The sequence below is a fragment of the Candidatus Leptovillus gracilis genome (assembly GCA_016716065.1).
In the GTDB taxonomy this organism is placed as follows: Bacteria; Chloroflexota; Anaerolineae; order Promineifilales; family Promineifilaceae; genus Leptovillus; species Leptovillus gracilis.
The window spans coordinates 41,118-63,089 of the sequence record JADJXA010000025.1 but is presented as its reverse complement, the minus strand read 5'-3'; the positions used below and the strand labels follow the sequence as shown (position 1 = coordinate 63,089).

General features: G+C 56.7%; 22 protein-coding genes. 13 read left to right on the top strand and 9 right to left on the bottom strand.

Annotated features, from left to right (window positions below; genetic code table 11):
- Positions 1-82: 82 nt before the first annotated feature.
- The 4 genes from cas3 to IPM39_26345 all read right to left on the bottom strand — a co-directional run bounded on the left by cas3 (position 83) and on the right by IPM39_26345 (position 4,288).
- Complete coding sequence (gene cas3, locus IPM39_26360) at positions 83-2,527, bottom strand: CRISPR-associated helicase Cas3' (GenBank protein MBK8989539.1); 2,445 nt, start codon at positions 2,525-2,527, stop codon at positions 83-85.
- The gene (locus IPM39_26355; GenBank protein ID MBK8989538.1) at positions 2,524-3,564 is read right to left on the bottom strand and encodes a WYL domain-containing protein; all 1,041 of its coding nucleotides are present in this window, start codon (positions 3,562-3,564) and stop codon (positions 2,524-2,526) included. Before IPM39_26355 ends, cas3 begins: the two co-directional genes overlap by 4 nt.
- 104 nt (positions 3,565-3,668) lie before the next feature.
- Positions 3,669-3,971 carry a DUF4258 domain-containing protein gene (locus tag IPM39_26350; protein MBK8989537.1) on the bottom strand — a complete coding sequence of 101 codons (303 nt, stop codon included), beginning with the start codon at positions 3,969-3,971 and terminating at the stop codon, positions 3,669-3,671.
- A gap of 8 nt (positions 3,972-3,979) precedes the next feature.
- Positions 3,980-4,288 (bottom strand): helix-turn-helix domain-containing protein, encoded by a 309-nt coding sequence (locus IPM39_26345; GenBank protein MBK8989536.1) that lies wholly within the window; start codon positions 4,286-4,288, stop codon positions 3,980-3,982.
- 81 nt (positions 4,289-4,369) lie between these two features.
- Between IPM39_26345 and cas1 the strand changes: the two genes are divergently transcribed.
- The 12 genes from cas1 to IPM39_26285 all read left to right on the top strand — a co-directional run bounded on the left by cas1 (position 4,370) and on the right by IPM39_26285 (position 14,343).
- Positions 4,370-5,413, top strand: coding sequence for a CRISPR-associated endonuclease Cas1 (gene cas1, locus IPM39_26340; GenBank protein MBK8989535.1), 1,044 nt, complete (start codon positions 4,370-4,372; stop codon positions 5,411-5,413).
- A gap of 83 nt (positions 5,414-5,496) precedes the next feature.
- On the top strand, positions 5,497-5,736 hold the full coding sequence (gene cas2 / locus IPM39_26335; protein MBK8989534.1) for a CRISPR-associated endonuclease Cas2: 240 nt from the start codon (positions 5,497-5,499) through the stop codon (positions 5,734-5,736).
- Positions 5,737-5,812: 76 nt separating this feature from the next.
- Entirely contained in the window at positions 5,813-6,400 is a 588-nt protein-coding gene (cas4, locus tag IPM39_26330) for a CRISPR-associated protein Cas4 (GenBank protein ID MBK8989533.1), read from the top strand.
- A gap of 106 nt (positions 6,401-6,506) precedes the next feature.
- Entirely contained in the window at positions 6,507-6,866 is a 360-nt protein-coding gene (locus IPM39_26325) for a hypothetical protein (protein MBK8989532.1), read from the top strand.
- 288 nt (positions 6,867-7,154) lie between these two features.
- On the top strand, positions 7,155-7,550 hold the full coding sequence (locus tag IPM39_26320) for a hypothetical protein (GenBank protein ID MBK8989531.1): 396 nt from the start codon (positions 7,155-7,157) through the stop codon (positions 7,548-7,550).
- Positions 7,551-7,552: 2 nt separating this feature from the next.
- Positions 7,553-7,936, top strand: coding sequence for a hypothetical protein (locus IPM39_26315; GenBank protein MBK8989530.1), 384 nt, complete (start codon positions 7,553-7,555; stop codon positions 7,934-7,936).
- Positions 7,937-8,013: 77 nt separating this feature from the next.
- Positions 8,014-8,238, top strand: coding sequence for a helix-turn-helix domain-containing protein (locus tag IPM39_26310; GenBank protein ID MBK8989529.1), 225 nt, complete (start codon positions 8,014-8,016; stop codon positions 8,236-8,238).
- 392 nt (positions 8,239-8,630) lie between these two features.
- Entirely contained in the window at positions 8,631-8,942 is a 312-nt protein-coding gene (locus tag IPM39_26305; GenBank protein ID MBK8989528.1) for a hypothetical protein, read from the top strand.
- 173 nt (positions 8,943-9,115) lie between these two features.
- Positions 9,116-9,571, top strand: a complete 456-nt coding sequence (locus tag IPM39_26300) for a hypothetical protein (GenBank protein ID MBK8989527.1) — start codon at positions 9,116-9,118, stop codon at positions 9,569-9,571.
- A complete protein-coding gene (locus IPM39_26295; GenBank protein MBK8989526.1) occupies positions 9,565-11,610 on the top strand; it encodes a hypothetical protein in 2,046 nt (681 codons plus the stop codon). The genes IPM39_26300 and IPM39_26295 overlap by 7 nt, the downstream gene beginning before the upstream one ends.
- Before the next feature lie 948 nt (positions 11,611-12,558).
- The gene (locus IPM39_26290) at positions 12,559-12,837 is read left to right on the top strand and encodes a hypothetical protein (protein ID MBK8989525.1); all 279 of its coding nucleotides are present in this window, start codon (positions 12,559-12,561) and stop codon (positions 12,835-12,837) included.
- Positions 12,838-12,906: 69 nt separating this feature from the next.
- On the top strand, positions 12,907-14,343 hold the full coding sequence (locus IPM39_26285; GenBank protein MBK8989524.1) for a hypothetical protein: 1,437 nt from the start codon (positions 12,907-12,909) through the stop codon (positions 14,341-14,343).
- Positions 14,344-14,543: 200 nt separating this feature from the next.
- Here IPM39_26285 and IPM39_26280 read toward each other — a convergent pair whose 3' ends face one another.
- On the bottom strand, positions 14,544-18,455 hold the full coding sequence (locus IPM39_26280) for a PD40 domain-containing protein (protein ID MBK8989523.1): 3,912 nt from the start codon (positions 18,453-18,455) through the stop codon (positions 14,544-14,546).
- A gap of 245 nt (positions 18,456-18,700) precedes the next feature.
- Entirely contained in the window at positions 18,701-18,952 is a 252-nt protein-coding gene (locus tag IPM39_26275) for a hypothetical protein (protein ID MBK8989522.1), read from the bottom strand.
- Between IPM39_26275 and IPM39_26270 the strand changes: the two genes are divergently transcribed.
- The gene (locus tag IPM39_26270) at positions 18,951-19,277 is read left to right on the top strand and encodes a stage V sporulation protein S (GenBank protein MBK8989521.1); all 327 of its coding nucleotides are present in this window, start codon (positions 18,951-18,953) and stop codon (positions 19,275-19,277) included. The two genes, IPM39_26275 and IPM39_26270, sit on opposite strands and share 2 nt — an antisense overlap.
- 64 nt (positions 19,278-19,341) lie before the next feature.
- Here IPM39_26270 and IPM39_26265 read toward each other — a convergent pair whose 3' ends face one another.
- The 3 genes from IPM39_26265 to IPM39_26255 all read right to left on the bottom strand — a co-directional run bounded on the left by IPM39_26265 (position 19,342) and on the right by IPM39_26255 (position 21,820).
- The gene (locus tag IPM39_26265) at positions 19,342-19,770 is read right to left on the bottom strand and encodes a hypothetical protein (protein MBK8989520.1); all 429 of its coding nucleotides are present in this window, start codon (positions 19,768-19,770) and stop codon (positions 19,342-19,344) included.
- On the bottom strand, positions 19,767-20,696 hold the full coding sequence (locus IPM39_26260) for a ParA family protein (GenBank protein ID MBK8989519.1): 930 nt from the start codon (positions 20,694-20,696) through the stop codon (positions 19,767-19,769). Before IPM39_26260 ends, IPM39_26265 begins: the two co-directional genes overlap by 4 nt.
- 305 nt (positions 20,697-21,001) lie before the next feature.
- Positions 21,002-21,820, bottom strand: coding sequence for an ORF6C domain-containing protein (locus tag IPM39_26255; GenBank protein ID MBK8989518.1), 819 nt, complete (start codon positions 21,818-21,820; stop codon positions 21,002-21,004).
- Positions 21,821-21,972 lie beyond the last annotated feature (152 nt).

The window sequence follows — 21,972 nt, the reverse complement described above, 5'->3', positions numbered from 1 at the left end:
TAAATTATCTTGCTCAAGATGAGACCAAAGTTGTTTGGCCTTGGCCCCAATTTTCAAAGCAAATGGACGGATATTCTCAAATTTATTTACTTCCCTCCTTTGTGCCTTCCTGGTCAGCAAAGCGCAAGACGCGAACCAGCATCATATAGCACGTCATATCCTGTTCATTGTGGGATTGAGTCAAGAATCGCTCTTCAATACCCCGCTGAGCTTTGGCATCGTAGGCCAGTTGTCGTCGTAGACCTGCCATATCAAGAGTTTGCAACGTGGGCGGCAGCAAGATGGCCGTTTCTTGCACATGCCTCTCACAATCCCCAACCAATTGATAACTGTCGGGTTGTGATGTAAAAGCGCCGTGATGTCGGGCAATGGCGGTGAACGCCGCGCGAAACAGGGGCAGATGTCTATCCTTTTCTGGCAAAAACGCCAACAAAATGGGTGCGGCGGCATAAGCGCTTTCGACGGCGTGCGACGGCCGTTTTCGGCCCATTTTCCGATTCAATTCCACATGCCGCCCGTCGGTAGGGTCATAATCGGTGTGGGCGACCGCTACGCCGGCAGGAATAGGGTTACCAACGGCCGTTTGCCATGCCTGCGCCCATTTCTGCCACCCTTCGCTCAACTTTCCGGCGTCGTGCAAACAGACGATCAACTGCGCCATGTCGCGCACAATACCCGGTTGCCAGTTGTAGGCGTTTTCGATGCGTTGGGAAACGGCCGTGACCCAATCCAACCAATCCCGTGTAAATTCCTGATGTACCAGTTCGATATGGTGAGCATAGCTTTCTAACCGATAGCCATACGTTTGGCGCACTTGTTCAATTGTCACCTGTGGCACAGCACATGTAAAAGTTGACGATGGGTACAATGTCAGCCCTAATTCCGACGAATAACCCACCAAAGCGGGGTGGAGAACCAACAGCGGTGAAAACAGTTCATGTGAATGGGTTACTGGCTTAAATTCATACCGGATCGGACGATTGCCTTGCGCGTCAACATCATCTTCAACCTCAACTAACTTCTGTGTTAACCAAGGCAAACGGCCGTTATCCCATTCCGCATCCAGCTCCTCATTTCGTTCTTGCCACTCCTTGAACTTGCCTTGAAGCGTACCCGGATGCAGCGAAAAGCTGTCCACCTGGAAGGGGGACTGACGAAGCTGATCAGGATTGTCGTGAACCACTACAGTCACAGCCTGAATCTGGCGAATCAGGTTGGCCGCATCTGCCCGCGAGCCAGCGCCGCGCCACAATTCTTCAATCCGCTGTCTGTGGCCTAATTCTGTCCCGCGCAAACCGTCCAGCAATCGCTTATCAGTTGGCGTATGCGCGTGATTGATTAGCGCCTGCTCCTTCGTGAAGTCCAAGTGTTCCCCTTCATGCGTCTGTAACCACTCCCAGGTTAACGCGCACTGCTGTTTGGCTTCTTTTTCGTGGTAGGGGTGCAGTTTAGTTACCGGGTACACATATACTCGTCCCACTTCCCCTTCATACCGCGCACATCGCCCCGCCCGCTGTAAAACGGCCGCTGCCGGAGCCAGTTCCGTATGTAAAGCGCGGCTGCTCATATCCAATCCTACTTCCACCACCTGCGTACCTACCAAAACCATGCTGCGCTGCGTATGCTGTGCCCGCTCCTTGTTGAACTCTCGCCGGACTTCCGCCTCAATCTTTTGCCGGTCTGCACGCAAAAACCGGCTGTGCAGCAGGCGCACGGTAACATCGGTCAGGTCAGGATGCCGCGTCAATGCCTGATACACACGTTGCGCTCGTTCTACCTGGTTGCACACCACCAGAGACCGCTGGTCATCTGATTCTTGTGCCAGGTGCGCAGCCACAATCTGGTCAATGAATACGTCATCGTCACCTACCAACGGCTGGTCTACCGTATGGAAGGTGCGCGTTTTATGCTGCGAAGGGATATTTTGCAGGTCATCGGGGGATAGGAGAACGGCAGTTGCCCCCAATTCCTGCGCCAGTTCTTGCAACATTTCCTGAGAAAAGGTCGCCGTCATCAACACAAAAGGGCTGACGCCTTTTAGGGTTTTCAGCATATGTAGCGTTGTTGGCAGCGTAGAATCGGGATCGAAAAGGTGAAACTCGTCAAAGATGAGGTAGCTGCCGACAAATGCCCCGGCGGTTAGGTTTCCCTTCCTTGCCGACAGGCTGTACGGGTGCATCAGCCAACTACTCAACACCTGATCAATGGTGGCGAAGGTAATGTCGGCGTGAAATTCGGGGTCTTCTTTGTATTCACCGGTTTGTTTTTTGACCGTGGGCGGCGTTTTGAAGCGCATTTCTTCTGTTACAAGCCGTTTGACTTCTTCTTCAAACTGATTTGCCAATACGCGCATGGGCACAGCGTACACGCACTTTTGGGGCATTTTTGATTCACGCGCTGCCCAGCCAATATAAAAAGGCCATAGCGAGGCAAATGTTTTCCCTGCACCAGTGGGCGCCTGCAAAATAATATTCTTCCCCTGTCGTACCAAATCTGCGATTTCATTTTGATACTCGTATGGTCTCATGACTCATCTCCAAACAATAACGAAGCCCAGGCATCATTATCTTCTTCCGGTGGTTCCTGATTCATACTTAACTTATAAACATCGGCCATGTGCATGACTTCTCGTTCAATTTCGCGGCGTAATATCTTTGGCTCCATTACCTCCACCTGGCTTCCCCACCCCCGAATCCAGGGCAGCATCTCTCGCCACTCCGCCACCTGCGTAGACCAGATCAAGTCCCCGTTCGGCAACCGCTCCGGTTCCGCCTGGTTCGGATGCCACACACTCTCCAGCACCCGGCGCACGGCCGTTTTCCCCCGAAACCGCAGCTTCACCGTCACCAACTCGCCGTCGCCATCCCAAATGCTCCACACGTTGCGCACAAACTCTTGTTCATCGAATGAGTCCGACGCAATGATGGGTTGTGTGGTGTCGGCCGCTTTTTCGATGCGATTTAACTTGAAGGGCACAATCCGGTTCAGCTTTTCGCTGTACCCCACCAGGTAAATCCCTTCGCCCCACAACGACGGTTCCAGCAAATAAGGACTGACCAGATGGACTGTCGCCTTCTGGGACTGCAAACCCCGATAGCGAATGCTGACTTTGCGCTGTTCGACCCAACAGGTGACGATTTTTTCCAGAACGGCCGTTTCTTCCAACGCCTCCTCTGCCTGGGGTATAAAATTCGTCGCCGTAATCAGCCGATCCATTAATGGTTGGTGCAGCTTCAACGCGATAGTCCGCAAGACGTTGACCAAATGAGGATTCGGAGCGTGCGTCTGCCGGGCCGCTTTACGCGCCATCAGATACAACATCGCCGCTTCATGCACATTCACCCGCAGTTCCGACACATACTTCTGGCGATCAATCTTCCAGCGACCCCGTTCCGTCTCCACAAAAGGCACGCCGTTCTTAAACAACAACTGACGGTCTTTGTAGATGGTGATCCGGCTTTCAACGCCCATCGCCGCTGCCATTTCTTCGTCGTTGAACGCGCCATACAAATACTTCTTCTCCAATTGGCGCAATCGTTCGGCTCTGGCTAAACCTTTACTCATAGCAAACCTCCAGCAACAGTGTACCTGACCAGATTGCCAAAAATGGAAACACAAAAGGGCATTTTCGGAGAAAGTTTGTTGCTTCTCCCCAAATGCCCAAATGGTTAACAGGAATAACGGGGTTTCTGGCGAATGTGGCGCAGCCCATGACGGCGATTCCGCCATACCGTTTGCACAACTGGCGCTGATCGATTCATCACAACCGTTACACCTTCTAAACAGGCAAAAGTATCCTTTGCCCGCTCTGATTTAGGAATGTCTTTTTGACGTAAGGTGACGAGAATGGCTCCGGCACAGTGTACCGCGTGACCATGTGTAAGTATAAACGAAACCTGGGCGTCCGACACATTCCGCTGTGCCATGCGTAGACGAGCGTGAGGTGAAATTTGTATCGTTTGCGCGCTCATGTTCGCCCCTACTGCCACCAATACAAACGGCCGTCATCATCCTCTGCCGGTAAAATGCCCGTCTTTTCTTGAATAATGGACAGGTCTTTATGAATCGTTGCCCGCGTCACACCCACGCGCCGTGCCAATTCCGCCTGCGTCACCCTATCTTCGGACGACTTCAAAATTTCGCCTATTTGCCACAACCTTGAAAACTTACTGTCTTTTTTTCCGAACACGTTCAACCTCCAGGTTTTTGATTTACCTGGAGGATGCCAGCCCGTTGTTGCCAGTACGGCAACAAGCAAAATTAAATTTTCAAAGAGGTCTGTTTCCATTTTTCAAACGGCCGTCTGCTACCCTACCCCCAATTCACAATTCACAATTCACCATTCACCATTCACCATTCGGAGTTCCCTATGCCCATTGTCCAACACCTAATCGCCGACCAGTTCGGCAGCCACGTCGGTAAATACCAGGGGCGCCTCAAAATCACCCAGGGTAAAGAAACTCTGGCCCAGGCTCCCCTGCTCCACCTGGAAACCGTCACCATCGCCAACAACGGCGTCTCCATCTCCGCCGACGCCATCCGCGCCTGCACCGACCAGGGCATCCCCATCCACTTCCTCAGCGGCACCGGCAATCCCTATGCCAGCCTCTACAGCGCCGGACTTACCGGCACTGTCCTCACCCGCCGCGCTCAACTGACGGCCTACAACGACCTACGTGCCATCCACCTGGCTCTTACCTTTGCCGGTGGCAAAATCCAGAACCAGGCCACCCTGCTCAAGTACGCCGCCAAATATCGCAAGGAGACCAATCCCGACCTGCACCACGAATTGCACCTGCTGGTCGGGGAAATCCTCGACCACATGGAAGAACTCTGCGCCCTGGACTTTCTGGCCCCCCGCGAGCATTACCACATAGACGATGTGCGCGGCCCGCTGCTCTCCATCGAAGGACGCGCCGCGCAGAAGTATTGGCGCGGCATCAAGCTGCTGCTGCCGGAAGGATGGGAATGGAACGGCCGTGAAGGACGTGGCGCCCGCGACCCCTTCAACAGCGCCCTCAACTACGGCTACGGCATCCTCTACAGCCAGATCGAACGCGCTGTTGTCCTGGCTGGACTGGACCCCTACGGCGGCTACGTCCACACCGACCGTCCGGGCAAGCCCAGCCTGGTGCTGGATTTCATCGAGGAGTTTCGCGCCCCGGCCGTAGACCGCACCGTGCTGGGACTGGTCAACAAAGGCGTCAAAATCGAGCAGGACGAACAGGGCTTTCTCACCGACAAAACCCGTCGCTTCCTGGCCGAAAAAATCCTGGGGCGGCTCGAATCCCCGGAAAAATACGCCGACAAGCGCTACCCCCTGCGCACGATCATCCAGATGCAGGCCCGCACCATCGCCACCTACGTCCGCAACGAGCGCGACGCCTACACACCCTTTCTCGCCAGTTGGTAAAACGATTCAGGATTTCGGATTTCGGATTTGGGATTTCGGAACATCCTCCATCCGAAATCCGAAATCAAAAATCCGAAATTCCCATGCGCTGCCTGCTCATTTACGACATTGTGGACGACCGTATCCGCGCCAAAATCGCCGATGCTTGCCTGGATTACGGCCTGGATCGCATCCAGTACAGCGCCTTTTGTGGCGACATCTCGCGCAATTATCAGGAAGAACTCTTCCGCAAAGTCACTGACCTGTTGGGCAAACAGGAAGGCAACATCCAGCTTATTCCCATCTGTGGCAAGGATTGGGCGAATCGGATGGAGAATCGTTGATAGTTGGAAGCTGATAGCCAGAGAAATCGCTTCGTCGCACAACTATGCGAATAACAGACTACAGGACTACCAGACTATGGACCAAGACCCCTTCACCTTTCGTGTGATTGACCTGAAGCAATACGTGTACTGCCCGCGCATTTTGTACTACCAGACGGTGCTGCCGGAAGTACGGCCTGTTACCTACAAAATGGAGGCGGGCATCCAGTCCCACGTCGAGGCGGAGGAGCGGGAGAAGCGGCGTCAGTTGCGGACTTATGGGCTGGCGAGTGGCGAACGCTCGTTTAACGTGCCGCTGCTGTCGGCAGAACTGAAGTTGTCAGGCGTGCTGGATATGCTTATTGAGACGGAGACGGAGCGAATCCCCGTAGATTACAAGGATACCAAAAAGGTGGGGGCGCATTTCAAGATGCAGGTGCTGGCTTACGGCCGTCTCCTGCAAACGCTCCATCCCGACAAACCCATCCGGCGCGGCTTCCTCTACCTCATCCCCACCCGCGAAGCTGTGCCGGTTCCGATCACCGCCCATCTCCAGCGTCAGCTTGACAAAGCATTAGTGCAGATGGCGGCCATTGCTCAGGCGCAACAACTGCCTGCCCCGCCCGACACACCCGCCCGCTGCGTGGATTGCGAGTTTCGCCGCTTTTGTAACGACGTTCTTTGATTTGTTATTTTTCTGGCAGCAATCCCATTCCCCGACATCTCAGGATCACATTTCTCTCCATGAATGGAACGGCCGTTGCCTTGTGCTATAGTGTGGAAGAACGTAAATGGCCTCTAATACGGAAGAGATAATCAGGCAGGTGACGATGCCTTTGCATAAGAAAGTCCGAGGTGTTATTCAGATACCGCGACCGGAACTGCCGCTGGCGGCGGGCATGTGTGTCGTTATCGGCCAACTACTCGCCCTGGGCGCAGCGCCACCGCCTGACGCCCTAATATTGGGCTTCACTACCGGCTTCTTCCTTTCCGCTTCCGCCCTCGTCACCAACGATTACTTTGACCTCGAAGCGGAGCGCATCACCGCAGCGCCCCCTACCCGCGGGTCTCTTGATGCTTTGGGAGACAAGGCTGTTGGGCCGGGTTCTTGCCCTGATAGGGTTGGCCGCGGCCCATCTTTGGCCTCCTGACTTTCGGTCTGAGCTCCGTCGTCTGGTTGTTGGGCTTTCTCTACAACTGGAAAGTGAAGGCGATGGGCCTCTGGGGCAACCTGATCGTCGCCGGGGCTGTTGCCTGCACGCTCATTCTAGGGGCATTATGTAGGTCAACCCTGGGTATAAACAGACTCGCCCGGCTAATGTAAGGGAAATTCCAGAAGGATGTTTTTCAAAGAGGAAAGGGTGCCAAACGGCCGTTTCCCCTCCCCACCCCTTTTCCCGTATAATGTAGTCACACGTGAGCTATATATGAGGTGAACGATGGATGTGATACCAATTCAGGTCATACAACAAGAGGTCATCATCCCCTTAACTTACTTCCCCGAATCCAGCGAATTGGAACTGGTCGTCCGCGGTGGTGTAGCTGTTGTTCGTCCTAAAACTGTCATGAGGGGTTCGTCATCTGAATGGTCAGATGCGGAAATTGAGGCTGAACGGGCCGCTTTTCTGCGCTTGCATCCCGATCTGTGGGAGAAGTATCCTGAGCAATACGTAGCCATTTTAGGCGGCAAAGTGGTTGACCAAGATGCCGATAAAGTTGCCCTGTTCAAGCGCATTGATGCCCGGTATCCCGGCGTTTTTGTCCTCATGCGCCAGGTGCGCCAAGAAGCAGAGATCGTCTACCGGAATCACTCTGCTCGTTGGGCCAGGGATTAGGCATGAAAGCATCCTTTGCCTATGATCGCACGTACTTCCCTGCTTTTCCCGGCCTGGACTTGACCATTACCGGTACAGAAACCGGTCAGGAGCAGACGGTATGGGGGTTGATAGATTCCGGTTCAGATGCGACCCAGATCCCACTTCGCATTTTGCGGGCCATAAAAGCACGAAAACTGGATCAGCGATGGGTACAAGATTTGTCCGGTGTGCGTTATCCGGTCACTATTTACTCGGTGCAACTGGACATTAACTCGCTGGTTTTATATGGAATTGAAGCGATTGGGCGGGAAAGCATAAACGAAGTGATTATTGGGCGCGACGTTCTGAACCAGTTGATTGTGACGCTCAATGGTTTGGCTCATACAACGGAAATCAGTGACTAAAAGGGCTGGAAATTGCAACTGTGACCGACACCGACGACAAAACCCGATGGGGAATTGTGAAGTTTGAATTGTGAATTGTGAACGACACCGACGACAAAACCCGCCTCATTGGTCTTGCTGAAGCAGCCGATTTGTATGGATTTAATCGGGATTATTTGACGCAGTTAGCGAAAAAAGGCCGTTTGAAAGCAGAAAAAATCGGGAATATGTGGTTGACAACTCCCCAAAATATGGAAGATTATATTCGCAGTCGTGCGCCAAGGGGAGTGTATCGTAGTGACATCCAGGTTGATGATAATTGACTTATACTAGAATACTCTAGTATAATGCGTTCAACTGAATAGCCCAAAACGCAACGTGACCTGAGAGGGTGGAATCTCTCAAGTCACGTTTAACCCAAGTCCTGCTCGAAACAGGCCGAGGGCTGGCGTTGATAATACCACAAACGATTGCGGATTTCCGATTGCGGATTTCGGAATTGTCTGGGTATTGCCACTGACAGCAAAAGGCCACCTCAACAGGGTGGCCTTTTTTGATCTACCCGCCTTTGGGCTGGTAGGTTAACGGCCGTTTTCTACCTGCAGAGGTTGGGAAACGGCCGTTTCTGTTAGTGGGGCTATTCGGTTTACGGATGCCCGGCTTCAACCGGGTATCCGGCTTCTGTCAACAGCAAACCAAACCGGAGGTAAGACCCATGAAATTCTTACGGATCACCCATCACAACGGGGCCTTCCGCCCCCTCGCTCCCGAAGCCTTCACCTTCTGGCGGGAACACGGCGCGGACATCGCCGCCATTCTCCGCCCGGAGACCCCACTCTCCCTGGCGGAAATCCTCGAAGCCTGCACCGAACACCAACTTGACCACCCGGAAGGCGGGGTCGGCGTAGATGAAGTCTACGTCGCCTGGGTGCTGCTCAAGCTCGTCAGCTATGGACTGGCAACGGCCGTCATGCCCGCAGGAGCCTACCACCGCCCCCATCGCCATTACCAGCGCCCAGCCCTATGAATGCGGAATGGGGAGTGCGGAGTGAAGAAAGAAGACGCTTTGAGGATGATGTTCTGCATCCGACAGGGATGAGTCTCTTGCCTCACCTATTCGCACTACACGAACTTCCCCTCTCCCGGTCTCCCGGTCTCCTTGTCTCCCTATCTCTCCCTCTCATCTCCCAAAACCTTGTCATGAAAAACATCCTCCCCCTCCTTCTCGCCGCTGCCTTTCTGGCCTGCGCCCTGGCTTTCCTGGCCCTGTCCACGGCCGTGCGCGAAACCACCCCCGCCGTCGTCGAACAGTCGCCCGCCCTCATCCGCGAATTCCGTCACACCGACACCCTCGACGAACTGCAACAACTGCGCGAGCTAGAACGGCCGTCGCGCTCCCTCTGGCCCTTCATCCTCTTCCTCGTCGTCATCGTCCTGCTTTTCGGCATGGTCGTCGGCACACCCTTCCTCAAGCAGGCCAACAGCCTGCTGCGGCAGGTTAAACGGCGTGGGGGTGGAAACGGCCGTCGCGCCCCCCACCCCGCTGACCAACCAACCAACAACCCCATCATCCTGCCACCCAACTATGGCTACGGCCCGCCGCAACTGCCGCCACCCAACCAACCCCCATCATCCCCCGAGGACACCGAATGGTAATCACCCGGAATCAACCCAGAGAAGCGGAGGAACAGAGAAGCAGAGAACTTCTCTTCCATCCCCTCCGCTCCTCCGCCCCTCTGCTCCTCTGCGTTTTTCTTCTCTCTCTCGCCGCTTGCGCCCCGTCGCCATCCAGCGGCGTTGTCGCCAACCCCGCCGCCTACGGCACAACCGGCGCGCGCATGGTCAGCGATTCGGCGGCCACCTTGCACGCCGCTACCGTGCAGGCGTTTGACGCCAACCTGTCGGGCACGCGGCAGGCGCAATCGGCCACAGCCCAGGCGCAGGAAATCGCCAATGCCACAATGGGGGCGATGCTCGTCACCCGCGACGCCCAGGATGTGCGCCAGCGCGACCTGGAACTGGCGGGCATGGCCACGGCCACGGCCGTTGCCAACCAGGTCAGCGGCACGGCCACGGCCATCGCCCTCTACCGCGAATCGCTCGACGTGCAGCACAACGCCGCGCTGGTCGCTCAGGAAGCTGCCGCCCGCGCCACCGCGCAAGCTCGCGAACTGGAACGGCTGCAGCTGGAGAACGACATGCGCCGCTTCTGGAACAACGCCCTGCCCTACCTGCTCGGCGCGATCACCCTGCTGCTGTTGGCAGGGGCGGGCAGCCTGCTCTTCACCCGCTTCATGGACGCCCGCCGGCCGCCGCTCTACCAGATGGCCGTCACGCCCAACCAACTGCCGATGCTCAAAGGCCCCAACGGCTGGCAATTGCTGCCCGCCCGCGCCACCATCCTTGACCAGACGGCCGTAACCCCCGACGACGACTCTATCGAAGACGGCCACTTCACCGACGCGCCGTCCGCCCGCTGGGACAGCTTCATCCGCTGGCAGCACGCCAGCCAACTGCCGCTGGGGGCCATCATCAGCGGCCCGCGCCGCCCGCTGCTCATTGACCGCAATCAGGAACCCCACATCCTGGTCGCCGGAACCAGCGGCAGCGGCAAGACGCGCAGCGGCCTGATGCCGACCATGCTCGGCCTGTGGGCCGCCGGGGCCAACGTCATCGTCGTCAACGGCGCGGGCAGCGACTTCGCCGATTTGATGGCCATCCCCAACATCACCTTCTTCCCCCCGGCCGAGGAGCGCGACCTCATCGCCCCGCTGGCCGACTTCCTCGACGCCACGGTGCGCGAATCCCTCCGCCGCGACCACGTCCTGGCCGCCTGGAACGCCAACACCTGGCGCGACCTGCCGCCGGAAGCGGGCGAGAGCGGCGAACTGCTCATCGCCGTAGACGAGTTCCTGGCTGTCATCCTGGCCGCCGACGAGGTGAAGCAGGCCATCCGCGCCTCGCGGCAGTACGCCTCGCAAGCCGAGAAGCGCACGGCCATCGAGGAGATAGACCACCGCGTCTACCGCCTCTGGTACGCCGCCAATCGCATCGCCTCCAAGAACCGCAAGCACGGCATCCACCTGCTCCTCTCCCTGACCGACCCGACCGGCGCTTTGCTCGGCGACTACGGCATGGCCCTGCGCCGCCAATGTCTGGCTATCGCCTTTCGGATGCGCATCGCCGACGGCAGCCGCAAGTTCCTGGGCGTCAGCAGCCGCGACGGCTACCCGCAGGGCAGCGTCGGGCTGCCGACCGGCCAGTATCTCGCCAATCTCGGCGGCGAAATCCACCGCTGCGTCAGCTTCTTTCCCTCCTCGGCCGACATCCGGCAGTTCGTCCAGACCCGCGCGCCGCAGGTGCGACAGTCCACTCTGCCACCGCTGCTCCAGCCACCGGCGGTCATCGAAGGGCAGTGGGCCATCGCCGACCTGCTGCCCGCCGCCCACGCTGACCAATCACTGGCCGATGGGCTGCTGCGCATCGAGCAGGATGCTCGTCTGCTCCAGGGGCAAATCCCCCACTTCCGCAATATCACCGCCGCCGGCCGCGCCCTGAGCGAGGCCAAAGGTGAACTGGGCGACCGGGTGAACCCGCCGGGCCGTTCTATCCGCGACGCGGAGGCGGCTATCCGCTGGCTGGCGGAACAGGGGGATGAGGCGGCGGGGTGGTTTGTGCGGGAGGTGTTGGAGTGAGGGGGGAGACAAGGAGACAGGGAGACAAGGAGACAGGGAGACAAGGAGACAGGGAGACAGGGAGACAGGGAGACAGGGAGACAGGGAGACAGGGAGACAGGGAGACAGGGAGACAGGGAGACAGGGAGACAGGGAGACAGGGAGACAAGGAGACGGTTGTTTCTCAGGTAGGGGAAACGGCCGTTTGACCCATAGCGCCGACGGCCGTGTACGCCAATGCCAACCGGCGCAGTTCTTTACCAATCAATCGCAGAAACGGCCGTTTTTCATATAGAGAAAACGGCCGTTTTACCAGCTTCCAGACGGTCGTTCTGCCCCTATCTTAAGCTGTCGCAACTCTGTCGTAGTTTGTCGTAAGTTGTCGTGAATTTACCCTCTACGCCCCCCGGTCGTAGGCTACGACCTCTGGTCGTAATTTACGACAGTTACGACAACCTGTCGTAAATCGGCCTTTTTTCTTTTGTTGTCGTAGTCGTAGATCGTCATTCTGGAGGGACATCCGATGAATCTCAACTATTCGCTAAACCACGTCCACCTTCACCCGTTCTGCGCGTCCGGCGTTGTCCAGCCAATACCGTCCCCACCTGCCCCACGGCCGTTGGGACGGAGGCCAACCGGCACATTGCATTCCCTACAGTGCGGGGAAACGGCCGTTTAGCAGGCGTTCAAACGGCCGTTTTGCCCCTGTCGTAGTCTGTCGTAACTCTGTCGTAGTTGTCGTAGTTTGTCGTGAATTTACCCCCTACGACCCCCGGTCGTAGGCTACGACCTCTGGTCGTAGGCTACGACCTCCGGTCGTAAGTTACGACAACTTACGACAGTTACGACAACCTGTCGTAAATCGGCCTTTTTTCTTTTGTTGTCGTAGTCGTAAATCGTTTTTTGGGCGGGCATCCGATGAGTCCCAACCATTTGTTAAACCAGCTTCGCTGTTCCTGGAGGTACACCATGATTCGATTTGTCTTAGCGTTGGTTCTGCTTGTGGCGCTCGCCGGCTGCGGCGACGTTTACATCGCCGCCAGCGAACACGGCGACGCGGCCGTGTCCATTGAGCAGGCGGAACCAGCTCCCCCAACGGCCGTGCCGTCGGACACTGAGCCGACGCCCAGCGACCACGTGGCCGAGATTGTGGCTGGCTTTTTTGTCAACACCTGGGGCGCGGTTCTCCTGTTTGCCTTACTAGCCTGGCTGCTGTTTCCTCCCGGCGACAGGGAGCGGTGGCGGTGAGCGCGGCGGCTTTGTGTGGCGGGCGACAGCAGCCCGCACCTGACTTTCGGCCTTTCGCTCTGTAGTCCTATGCGAAACGTCTCCCCCTGCCCTTCTCCCGACCTGCTGGCGGCCAACGAACGTCTGCTGGTGCTGCGTCGGACATTGGGGCGCGACGGGGAGGCGAACGTGACAGTGGCGGAAAAGCATCCAGAATCGCCGGCAACGGCCGTGCGGCTGACGGGTGAGTCACGCACCGGCTTTGCCGACCCGCAGTCGCCAACGGCCGATTTTGCGCCAGAGAGCGCCTTGTCGGCTATCGTCGAAAACCTGCCGCCACATCTGGGATGGGAAAGCACGGCCGTTACCGCGCACCTGCGGCAATGGTCAATCGCCAATCGCCAACTGCTAATTGTCAACGAGGGAGAGGCGGTGGCGGCCGGAGCTATGCCCGCAGGCAGAGACCCCCACGCCACATTCCCCAATCCTCCCACCGCACTCGACACTCCCCAATCCGAAATCCGAAATCCGCAATCCGCAATCATTCTTCTTCCCGCTCTGGTCCTGGCGTTCTTGCGGAAAGAGCGGGCGGCCGAGGGGCGGCTGTGGCTGCTGCTGCGCCATCTGGACGCGGCCGGACGGGGGTGGATAAGCAAACAAACGGCCGTCGCCCACCTGACTGACCCCACTTCCCCGCTCTGCCTCTACCACGAGCGCTACCTGCGGCTGCTGCTGGCGCGGGGCGATGGGCTGTTCTGGCAGTGGGTGACGGGGGAAGACGGCCGTATCTGGCTTTACCGGCCGGAGCGGGTGGCGGCGGCGCTGGGGGTGGAGCGGCTGGACGGGCGACGGGTAGCCCTGCCGCTGGCCGACCTGCTGGCCAGCCTGAGCGTGGTCAAGGCCCACTTTTATGCCAGCTTCCACTCGGCGCGGACGGGAGGTGGAGCCGATGGTCTGTCGGGAGCGTCAGCGGATGGCCCGCGAGCGCCCGGCTCCGCGCCGCCCAGCGGACTTCCCGGTTCGCCCATTAGCCGGGCAACGCTAGCGGCGCTCAGCGGAGTGAGCCGGCGGACGCAGCAGCGTTATGAGGCGCAGGCCGGGGTGCATAGCCAGGCCAACTTCGCCCTCGGCGCGCCGCTGACCGAAGCGGGCGAGGAGGAGATGGCCTGGCAGTATGGGCGTGGCGCTTTTGCCTTCCACGACGTGACAGGGCAGCACGGCCGTCCGGGAGCGCGTTACCAGGCGCGGCAGCTGCCCAACAGCTACAGTGGCCCCCACCGGCGGATGGGCCGGCGACCCAATAGACGACAATACGGGCGGCAAGGCCGCCGGGCGGTAGACCTGCGACGACAAGGGGATGCGGGGAACGGCCGTTCGGAGGGCAAGCCATCCCGTCGGTACTATGCCGAGGGAATGGCCGTGGCGCGGGCGCTGCGGCAGGAAGGAAGTATGCGCTACTGGCGCGGGCGGTGTCGCTGCTGCTGCGGCGGCTGGGTCTGGTATCCGCTGCCGGGGCAGGACGTGTAGGGTCGGACACGGGGGATCTGGTTGACCGCCGTTTAAAGGGGAGAGAGATTGCTCTGCTGATGATGAAGGCTGGGGGCAACTGGCGGATGGGTGGAGACGGCCTTTGGACTGCGAGGCGACCATTGGCATATAGACACAGCATTGCCTGTGAACGAGGCTGGCGTCATTCATGGGCTAAAGACGCCAGCCTCGACGAAGGATTATCGCTGAAGCATTGGCAGATAAAGCAGGCGACGGATGAAGGTCCGTCCCTGAGCGCTGTTGTTCAGCGTTTCGAGTTCGCTGCCAGTCGGATTAATAACGGCAGTGCTGGTAAGTGTGGTGAAGGGAACGGCCGTTGGCGACATTTGCACCACCACCGACAGCGTCAGTGGCTGGCTCTTGGCGGGTAATTCCCCCAACTCCCACACCAACGGCGACGTGGAGACCGGCGGTACGCTGGCGCTAACAAACGAAAGTTCGGCCGGCAGGGTATAGGTCAGCCGCGTTCCGGCAGCCACCGCCCCACCCCGGTTGCCATAGGTCAGCGTTTGTTCAATCTGCTCACCGGGCAGACCATTGGTCTCATTGACGCTTACCCAGACATCCGGGTAAGCTGTGCCGACCGTGACTGAGTCCAGGTAAGTCCAGGCTAAGAGAGCGTTGGCTCCCTGATGCAAATTGAATGTTAGGCTGATTGTCTCGCCTACCCAAGACGAAAGATCGACCCAGTTGTGACGCCAACCGACGGCGCTGGCATTGTACGTTTGCAGCGTCGTCGTTCCGCTGTTATCCGTTACCGCTACAGTCAGGTGCGATGGCCCGCCAGTTACCAGCCCACTGACCTGGTATTGGTAAGACAAGACAGGCGAGGTCATATCCTCCGGAATGGTTATGGTGGTTTCCAACCACGAGTTTGCTTCAACGATGCTGGTGGGTGATCCGCGATAAACAATGGACCTTGGCTCTGCCCAGTCTCCCTCAACCCAGGCAATGTGAATATAGCCGGTGGAATCAGCGACAAGTGTTCCGGCCCGCGGTCCGATTGCCCCTGGCGAAAGATTCACCGGCGTTGTCCACCCCTCGTGGTCCAATGTCTGGCGAGTATAATAAGCGTCCCCTTGTGGCATATCGCCATAGATACCACCACTCCAGATAACATGAGCCATTCCATCGGAGTCACCGACTACAGAAGGAACGGTCTCGCCTACGCCGAGAACCACCACATCTGCCCAATCTGCGTTGGCAGTTTTCTGTCTATAGTAAATAGAATCGTCACTTTGCCAGGCAAGTCGCACGGTTCCATCAACGTCAGCGTTCATTGTCATGGACGATATCCAATCTGAAAATAGGGATGATGAGCGATGCGACCAGGACTGTCCGTTCCAGAAGATGTGATACAAGTGTGTTGCGTAAGGTTCATCAACCTGGCTCCAGATGACATGGATGTTGCCATTGGCTGCCAAAGCATGCTGCCACTGAATGTGTCTGCCTTCATCAATCACTGTGGTAAACGCACCTGGCGACCCATTGGAGGCGAACGGGGCATGTCTGACACTGACGGCGTTATCATTATTAGTACTGGACCAAAGCATATGGACCCTTCCAGACACATCCACGTCAATTTGTGGTTTTCCTTCTCGGCCAAAGTCATCCTGTATGTAAAGAGGGGTACTCCAGACGCCATTTGCCTCTTGCCGCGCATAGACCACACTTGACCAGTAATAGCCGGGCGGATTGCTTTGCCAGACGACGTGAACACGCCCATCTGCATCTACAGCCAACTGAGGAGAACTTGACCATTGGGTATCGCCAGAGATATTTATAGGCGTGGACCAGGTATTGTTGTTTTTACGCCAGCGAGCATAGAAGATGTCCATGGTGTCGTTAGACGCGCTCAAAACGACGTGGACATCTCCATCTTCATCGGCTGCCGCAGCCAGGGAATAATAGGAGTCTGTCCCTGGCAGAGATACCGGCGGCGACCATGAGCCATTGGTGAGGCGGTGACGATGCCATAAGGAAGTTGTGTCAAACCAGACAAAATGAACATTGTCCTCTCTGTCCACAACGGTGTTGAACTTGGTCATAGTGCCGTACGATGTGACGGGAAATTGCGGTCCCGGCTCGGCGGCAAACTGACCTATGAAGACTGCCCAGTCGCCAGTGTGGGCATTGTCGTTCAAGGCTGGTGCGGTATATCCATCGGCTGTCCAGTCGTTGTTCAGGGAACCGGCTTCAAAGTCGCCGTTGCGAACCACATCGTTGATGGGAGGTAAGGCCACCTGCACACTGGCGTCTGGTCCGAATGGGTAGCCCGTAACCGGCAGTGAGCCATAACCCGTCTTACTTACGGTGACGCTGTACACATCGCTAACAGTGGCAATATAGCTGCCAAAAGCGCCTTCGCTGCTGCTCAGGGCATTATTCAGCGCCAGGGGCGTGGTTTGAATGGCTGCGCCACCGATCGGCGCCCCCGCATTATCATGGACCTGACCGCCTATGCCCCATCGGTAGAATGTTGTTGTGGCGTCGGCGGTGGCCGACCACGGTTCAAGATTTTGCGCCCTGTCCCGGCCGCGACTGCGTATATCAAGCACGTCGCCAGGTTGTGCGTTCGTGGCCAAAAGAGCGGCTGAGAGACTTGTTTCAGTCAACCAGTTCGCCCACGAGTTACCATTCAGCCGGTACTCGAGGTCGAAGGAGGCTATACCGGAGCCTCCCGGGTCCGTGCCTCCCCAGGCGACGGGAAGATCTTCATCCGCCCGGCTAAACGGGGGGAGTGGGGAAACGGCCGTTTGCGGCGGCAGGGCTTCGACGGTCGTCACGGCCTGGTTAACCGGTGACCAATCGGAGACGTTATGGGCGTTATCACGAGCGCGCACGCGGAAAGCGTAGGTTTGCCCGCCCACGGCCGTATAAGCGGACGAGGTGAGTGTGGTGTTGGTAAGCCAGTTAGCCCAGTTACCATTAACGCCGGTTTTCACCTGAACGTCGTAGCCTTGCATTCCTGCGCCGCCGGTGTCGCTGCCCGACCAGCGGACGGCAATAGGCGCCGGTGAAGTACCGGGCAGCGGGACCGCTGTCGCTGTCGGCTTGATGGCATCCGTGGTTTGCCAGTCAGGGTTCCAATCCAGCCCACTGCTGCTCAGCCGCACCGTGTTGTTCTGCTGGACGCTCAAGGCGTCCAGATAGGCGTCCACCCAGTACCAGGCGCCCTGGTAGTAGGTGAAGCTGATGAGGGTATAGGCGATGTAACGGCCATCAGGCGACCAGCTATGCGCCCAGGCATCTATTTGCCCGTAAGGATCATATTTCATTTGCTGGTTGGCGCCGTTGGCGTCCATCACCCACAACTCCTGCCAGCCATCATTTCCCTGATCGGCGTCATAGGCGATTTTGCTGCCATCCGGCGACCAGATTGGGTTGTAGCTGTACATCTGGGTGGATAACTGGGTGACGCCGGTCCCGTTGGCGTTCATCACGTAGATGTAAGCCTGGCCGGATCGGCTGGAACTGAAGGCAATCTTGGTCCCGTCTGGCGACCAGGCGGGGTAGCCGTCAAAGCCGGCATCGGCCGTCAGGCGCGTCTGGCCGGAACCGTCGGCGTTCATGATGTAAACTTCCGCCTGGCCATCCCGGTAGGACTGAAAGGCGATTTTTGTCCCATCGGGCGACCAGGCCGGGTAGACGTTGTCTCTGTCGGTGAAGGTCAGGCGCGTGACGCCGGAGCCATCCACATTCATGGTGTATATGCCGTAGACGCCACCGCGCTTGGAAGCAAAGGCAATTTGAGTTGCGCCGCGATTCAACCGCGGGTGCATGTCAATGGCGCCATGAGCCGTCAGACGAGCCTCGCCGGAGCCGTCATCGTTACTGGTGTAGATTTCCCAGTTGCCGTCGCGGTAAGATTGAAAGGTGCGTTTGCTCCAGGGGAGAATGACGGCTTGCGCGGCGCTCGCCGGACTTGGGGCTTCTCCCTCCCCCACTTCTGCTCCGGGTAGGCGCGGCAGTTCTTCAATGGTGCGCGAGGGGCGCGGCGGGGCTTCCTGAGTAGATACAACTTGCGTGGTGATACCGAACACGGCCGTTACCAGAACCAGCAGCAAAACAAGGCGAAGTCGGTGAAACATGGGTACCCTCCCTGACGATGCGATGATGAACATGGTTGAATGGGCATATTCCGAGGCCCCAAACCACGATCCACGACGTTTAAAGGAACAACAGTCGCAAGGGTAACAAGAACCGGCTTCGACAAGAACTCGCAAACCTCATGAATTTGGTATGACGTTTGTAATGAGTTACCGAGTGGGGTCGGGGTGGTTCCCACCACATGAGGAGGAATCAGGTTGTGAGGCGGGGCGCCGGCTTACGGCTGTTACCAGGGCCAGGTCGCACCATCAGGCGGTATCCCTTCCCCCAGGTCGTTGATCGTCACCACGGCCCCGTCTTCCAGCCACACTTCGGCCGCCTGCCAGCTTGTCTGATTGGCGGCGGCGATGAGGGCCAGGTAGCGGTCGGGTTCGTCGCCTTCTTCCTGGATAATGGCGACGACGACCTTGTCGGTCTGATAATAGGCTTTGGCCCAGGCCAGGGCGTTGTCGTGGAGGATGGGAGTCAGGTTGTTCATGGGAATCTGGATTGTAGCCGCGCACCGGATATTGTTCCACTCGTTGACTTTTGCTCTGTTCGCCAATTCATTGCCGAAACGCGAGTCTGATCAAAGTCTCTTGTTAGTCACGCACAATCGCAAGGGTCTATCACCGGAACGTATCGGAATCACGACTCACGACCGTGCCGAAATATCAACCATTGGCGTAGGCGCTGTAAATCAAGCGATTAAGTTCTTCATCATTGCCAAAGGGTATCTGGCTGAAGGGGGGCAACTGCTATCATGGGTCGAGTCGAGTATTGATGGCGAAGAGCAGATGCCGTTCCTGTCAATATCGAACTAGCTGCCGGGAATAGCGCCTCGCTGCCTACTCTGTCAGTCAACAGATGGCAACAAACTGTAAGACGTCAGGAGTCGGAGCCATAGACTTGGGGCAAGGCAACAAGGTCTTGCTTACGTGTTGCTAAACCCAGGGATTTTGATCCCCACTTTTTGACTACTTCCTCCGTGTACTCCAGGTCGATCTCACCTTTTTTGAAGGATTCCCAGGCGCTGGCAACGAGAAAGTGGTAAAAATCGCTCACCCCCACCCCTTGAGCCTCGGCGTCAATCTCGTCAATCAAGTCTGGGGGAAGATAGATGGTCTTTCTAATACGGCCGTTGACAAGCTTCCTGCCTTTGGCTGCTGAGACTTGGTCTTTAGAGACCGACTCAGTGCGCAGCTTCCCTTTTGGCTTGCTGCGCCGACGGTTGTCCTGTGGTTGTTTGGCCGCTGGCAACCTTTTCCCTGAAGGCGGTTCTTCGCCGATTATCTGATCAAAAAAATCGTTGCTCATAAGATACTCCGGACTGCACGAGCGTAACTGGCCAGCGCGCGTGACTGTTTACGAATAACCTTGGCGTATTCATACAGAGTGAGGCCATTGGCCGGAGCCTCTTTCACCTCTACAAGTTCCATGATGGGCTGCGCCACCGTGCTGGCGCCATAAAATTGAACCATCGCTTCGTACACGTCAGTAACGTGAATTTGTTTGCGGGGGGGCATCATCGTAGGCAGTACCGTGTGCAGGCGTGTGCGGATGAGTTCAGGGTCTTGTGTGCGCATCGTTGCCAGTTGGCTGGTATGGCGTTGTGCGCCATCGAAAGAAAGGGCATCCATTTTAATCGGGACGACGGCAATGTCCGCAAAATTGTAGACGGTTGATTTGAGTACATCTAGTTTGGGTGGGCAATCGATTACCACGTAGTCAAATCCAGGAGTAAGTTGGGTTAATTCATCCGTGTATGTTGCCAGATGCTCCGACAGGGTGTCAGCCAGTACCGTGTCCAGGTCAAAACCTTCAGAACGAGCGAGTCGGCTAGTCGCTTTGCGGCTCAGTTCTTCGGTAATAAGTTCCAGTCGTGGCGAAGAGGGAAGCAAATACAGATTGTGCCTGCCGTTTACCAGAGTTCGTATCGTTTCTTCGTCCAGAGCGTATTCGGTTACAAAAGAGCTAGAGAGGAATTCGCTGACCAGATCGCGGGGAGTCAGTAGGTTCTCATGAAATGGCTGACCCAGCAATACATTTTCAACGCCAAAACCACCCTGATCCGGAATAAGGTGATGCACCCCTAGCGAGCGGGCCGCGTGTGATTGTGGATCTAAATCAATGATTAGCACCCGCGATTTCGGTTTTGCCATGGCAATAAGGTGAGCGTATTGTATCGTGCTGGTGGTTTTTCCAACCCCCCCTTTGTTATTGGTAATGGCAATTACAAGCATAACTTTATCTCCTTGTTGTTTCTGTTGCTGTGCACACATATGTTTACTGATTAGTATACACTTAACGTAAACATATAGTCAACAGCCTGTTTGCACTGTAGACAGGTGTAAACATTATATGTTTACAATGTTTACAATATCCCCCAATTTCCCCGTTGCGGCGTTTACCGCCGGGGTAAGGCTAAGTTCCCTATAAAAAGGGACTCATCCCGCACAGCGCCAATTTGAAGCCATAGAGGGGAAAACAAAAACGGCCGTTTCTAGCAGATTAGAAACGGCCGTTAGGAACAGCGAGGTGGGAGTTTTCAGAAAGGCAGGTCTTTGTTGGTTAGGCTGCTATACCAATCGTTTAACCATTTTAGCGCTTCCTCAAACCTGGCAACCGGGAGGTGACGATATTTGCTCACGCCGAACTTGCGATAGAATTCGCCCCAAGTACGGCCGTATTCGTTCTGGTTCGATTTTTCTGACATATGAAGTGCAATGGCCCGTATGCCCTGACTGATTTGTGTTGCCTGACTTTCGCTGATGGTGCGGGCCGTATCGTGCATGTCGGCCTCAATGGTCGAAAGGCGGGATTCAAGATCTTCAATCTGCGCACCGTGGCTCTGCAGTTTGGCTTCCAGCAAGACCTGATTTTTAGCGAGCTTCACGACAGCCACTGCCATCCGATATGCCTGGGCAGCCTCACTGTCCTGAGCAAGCAGTGATTCCAATTCAGTGTCTACTGTCAATTCGCCCGATTGGAACGCCTGCCAGAGTAACCTGGCAGCATTTCTTTGCAATTGGGCGAGTTTTGCTTGCAGTTCCAACTTTACGGCTTTCACGCTAACACCAGATAACCAGAGCGGAACCAGATCAACCCGCAGCACACCAGCTTGCTGCGCGCCGCCGCCACGACCTTCGGCTGAAGGGGGTGCCAAAACGGCACCCCCTTTATAACCTTCGGCAAGAATTTCATGGCGTTTGATGCGCCGTACTTGCGCTTGACGCGAAAGCCCTAATACATCGCACATCTGTCGAAGCGAAACATAAATTTCACCATCGTCAGCACGAATAGCGGTGACCATATCACCGTATAATTCCACTTCTCTTTGATCAATTACTGTTAACTCGTTGCTCATTAAATCCTCCTGGACCGAAAGAAGAATAATACCAAATAATCAAGGCGCAAAAAAGCTCGACCACTCTGCAAAAGATGACCCTCGAATTGACTCAAAAATAATCTTACTTTGAGCGATTCAGTAAGATCGGCCAACGACAATTAGAATTACCC

Excerpts from the sequence above, each read along its gene's own strand:
- cas3 (MBK8989539.1), bottom strand. The coding sequence starts at position 2,527 with ATGAGACCATACGAGTATCAAAATGAAATCGCAGATTTGGTACGACAG.
- IPM39_26355 (MBK8989538.1), bottom strand. The coding sequence starts at position 3,564 with ATGAGTAAAGGTTTAGCCAGAGCCGAACGATTGCGCCAATTGGAGAAG.
- IPM39_26350 (MBK8989537.1), bottom strand. The coding sequence starts at position 3,971 with ATGAGCGCGCAAACGATACAAATTTCACCTCACGCTCGTCTACGCATG.
- IPM39_26345 (MBK8989536.1), bottom strand. The coding sequence starts at position 4,288 with ATGGAAACAGACCTCTTTGAAAATTTAATTTTGCTTGTTGCCGTACTG.
- cas1 (MBK8989535.1), top strand. The coding sequence starts at position 4,370 with ATGCCCATTGTCCAACACCTAATCGCCGACCAGTTCGGCAGCCACGTC.
- cas2 (MBK8989534.1), top strand. The coding sequence starts at position 5,497 with ATGCGCTGCCTGCTCATTTACGACATTGTGGACGACCGTATCCGCGCC.
- cas4 (MBK8989533.1), top strand. The coding sequence starts at position 5,813 with ATGGACCAAGACCCCTTCACCTTTCGTGTGATTGACCTGAAGCAATAC.
- IPM39_26325 (MBK8989532.1), top strand. The coding sequence starts at position 6,507 with ATGGCCTCTAATACGGAAGAGATAATCAGGCAGGTGACGATGCCTTTG.
- IPM39_26320 (MBK8989531.1), top strand. The coding sequence starts at position 7,155 with ATGGATGTGATACCAATTCAGGTCATACAACAAGAGGTCATCATCCCC.
- IPM39_26315 (MBK8989530.1), top strand. The coding sequence starts at position 7,553 with ATGAAAGCATCCTTTGCCTATGATCGCACGTACTTCCCTGCTTTTCCC.
- IPM39_26305 (MBK8989528.1), top strand. The coding sequence starts at position 8,631 with ATGAAATTCTTACGGATCACCCATCACAACGGGGCCTTCCGCCCCCTC.
- IPM39_26300 (MBK8989527.1), top strand. The coding sequence starts at position 9,116 with ATGAAAAACATCCTCCCCCTCCTTCTCGCCGCTGCCTTTCTGGCCTGC.
- IPM39_26295 (MBK8989526.1), top strand. The coding sequence starts at position 9,565 with ATGGTAATCACCCGGAATCAACCCAGAGAAGCGGAGGAACAGAGAAGC.
- IPM39_26290 (MBK8989525.1), top strand. The coding sequence starts at position 12,559 with ATGATTCGATTTGTCTTAGCGTTGGTTCTGCTTGTGGCGCTCGCCGGC.
- IPM39_26285 (MBK8989524.1), top strand. The coding sequence starts at position 12,907 with ATGCGAAACGTCTCCCCCTGCCCTTCTCCCGACCTGCTGGCGGCCAAC.
- IPM39_26280 (MBK8989523.1), bottom strand. The coding sequence starts at position 18,455 with ATGTTTCACCGACTTCGCCTTGTTTTGCTGCTGGTTCTGGTAACGGCC.
- IPM39_26270 (MBK8989521.1), top strand. The coding sequence starts at position 18,951 with ATGGGAATCTGGATTGTAGCCGCGCACCGGATATTGTTCCACTCGTTG.
- IPM39_26275 (MBK8989522.1), bottom strand. The coding sequence starts at position 18,952 with ATGAACAACCTGACTCCCATCCTCCACGACAACGCCCTGGCCTGGGCC.
- IPM39_26265 (MBK8989520.1), bottom strand. The coding sequence starts at position 19,770 with ATGAGCAACGATTTTTTTGATCAGATAATCGGCGAAGAACCGCCTTCA.
- IPM39_26260 (MBK8989519.1), bottom strand. The coding sequence starts at position 20,696 with ATGCTTGTAATTGCCATTACCAATAACAAAGGGGGGGTTGGAAAAACC.
- IPM39_26255 (MBK8989518.1), bottom strand. The coding sequence starts at position 21,820 with ATGAGCAACGAGTTAACAGTAATTGATCAAAGAGAAGTGGAATTATAC.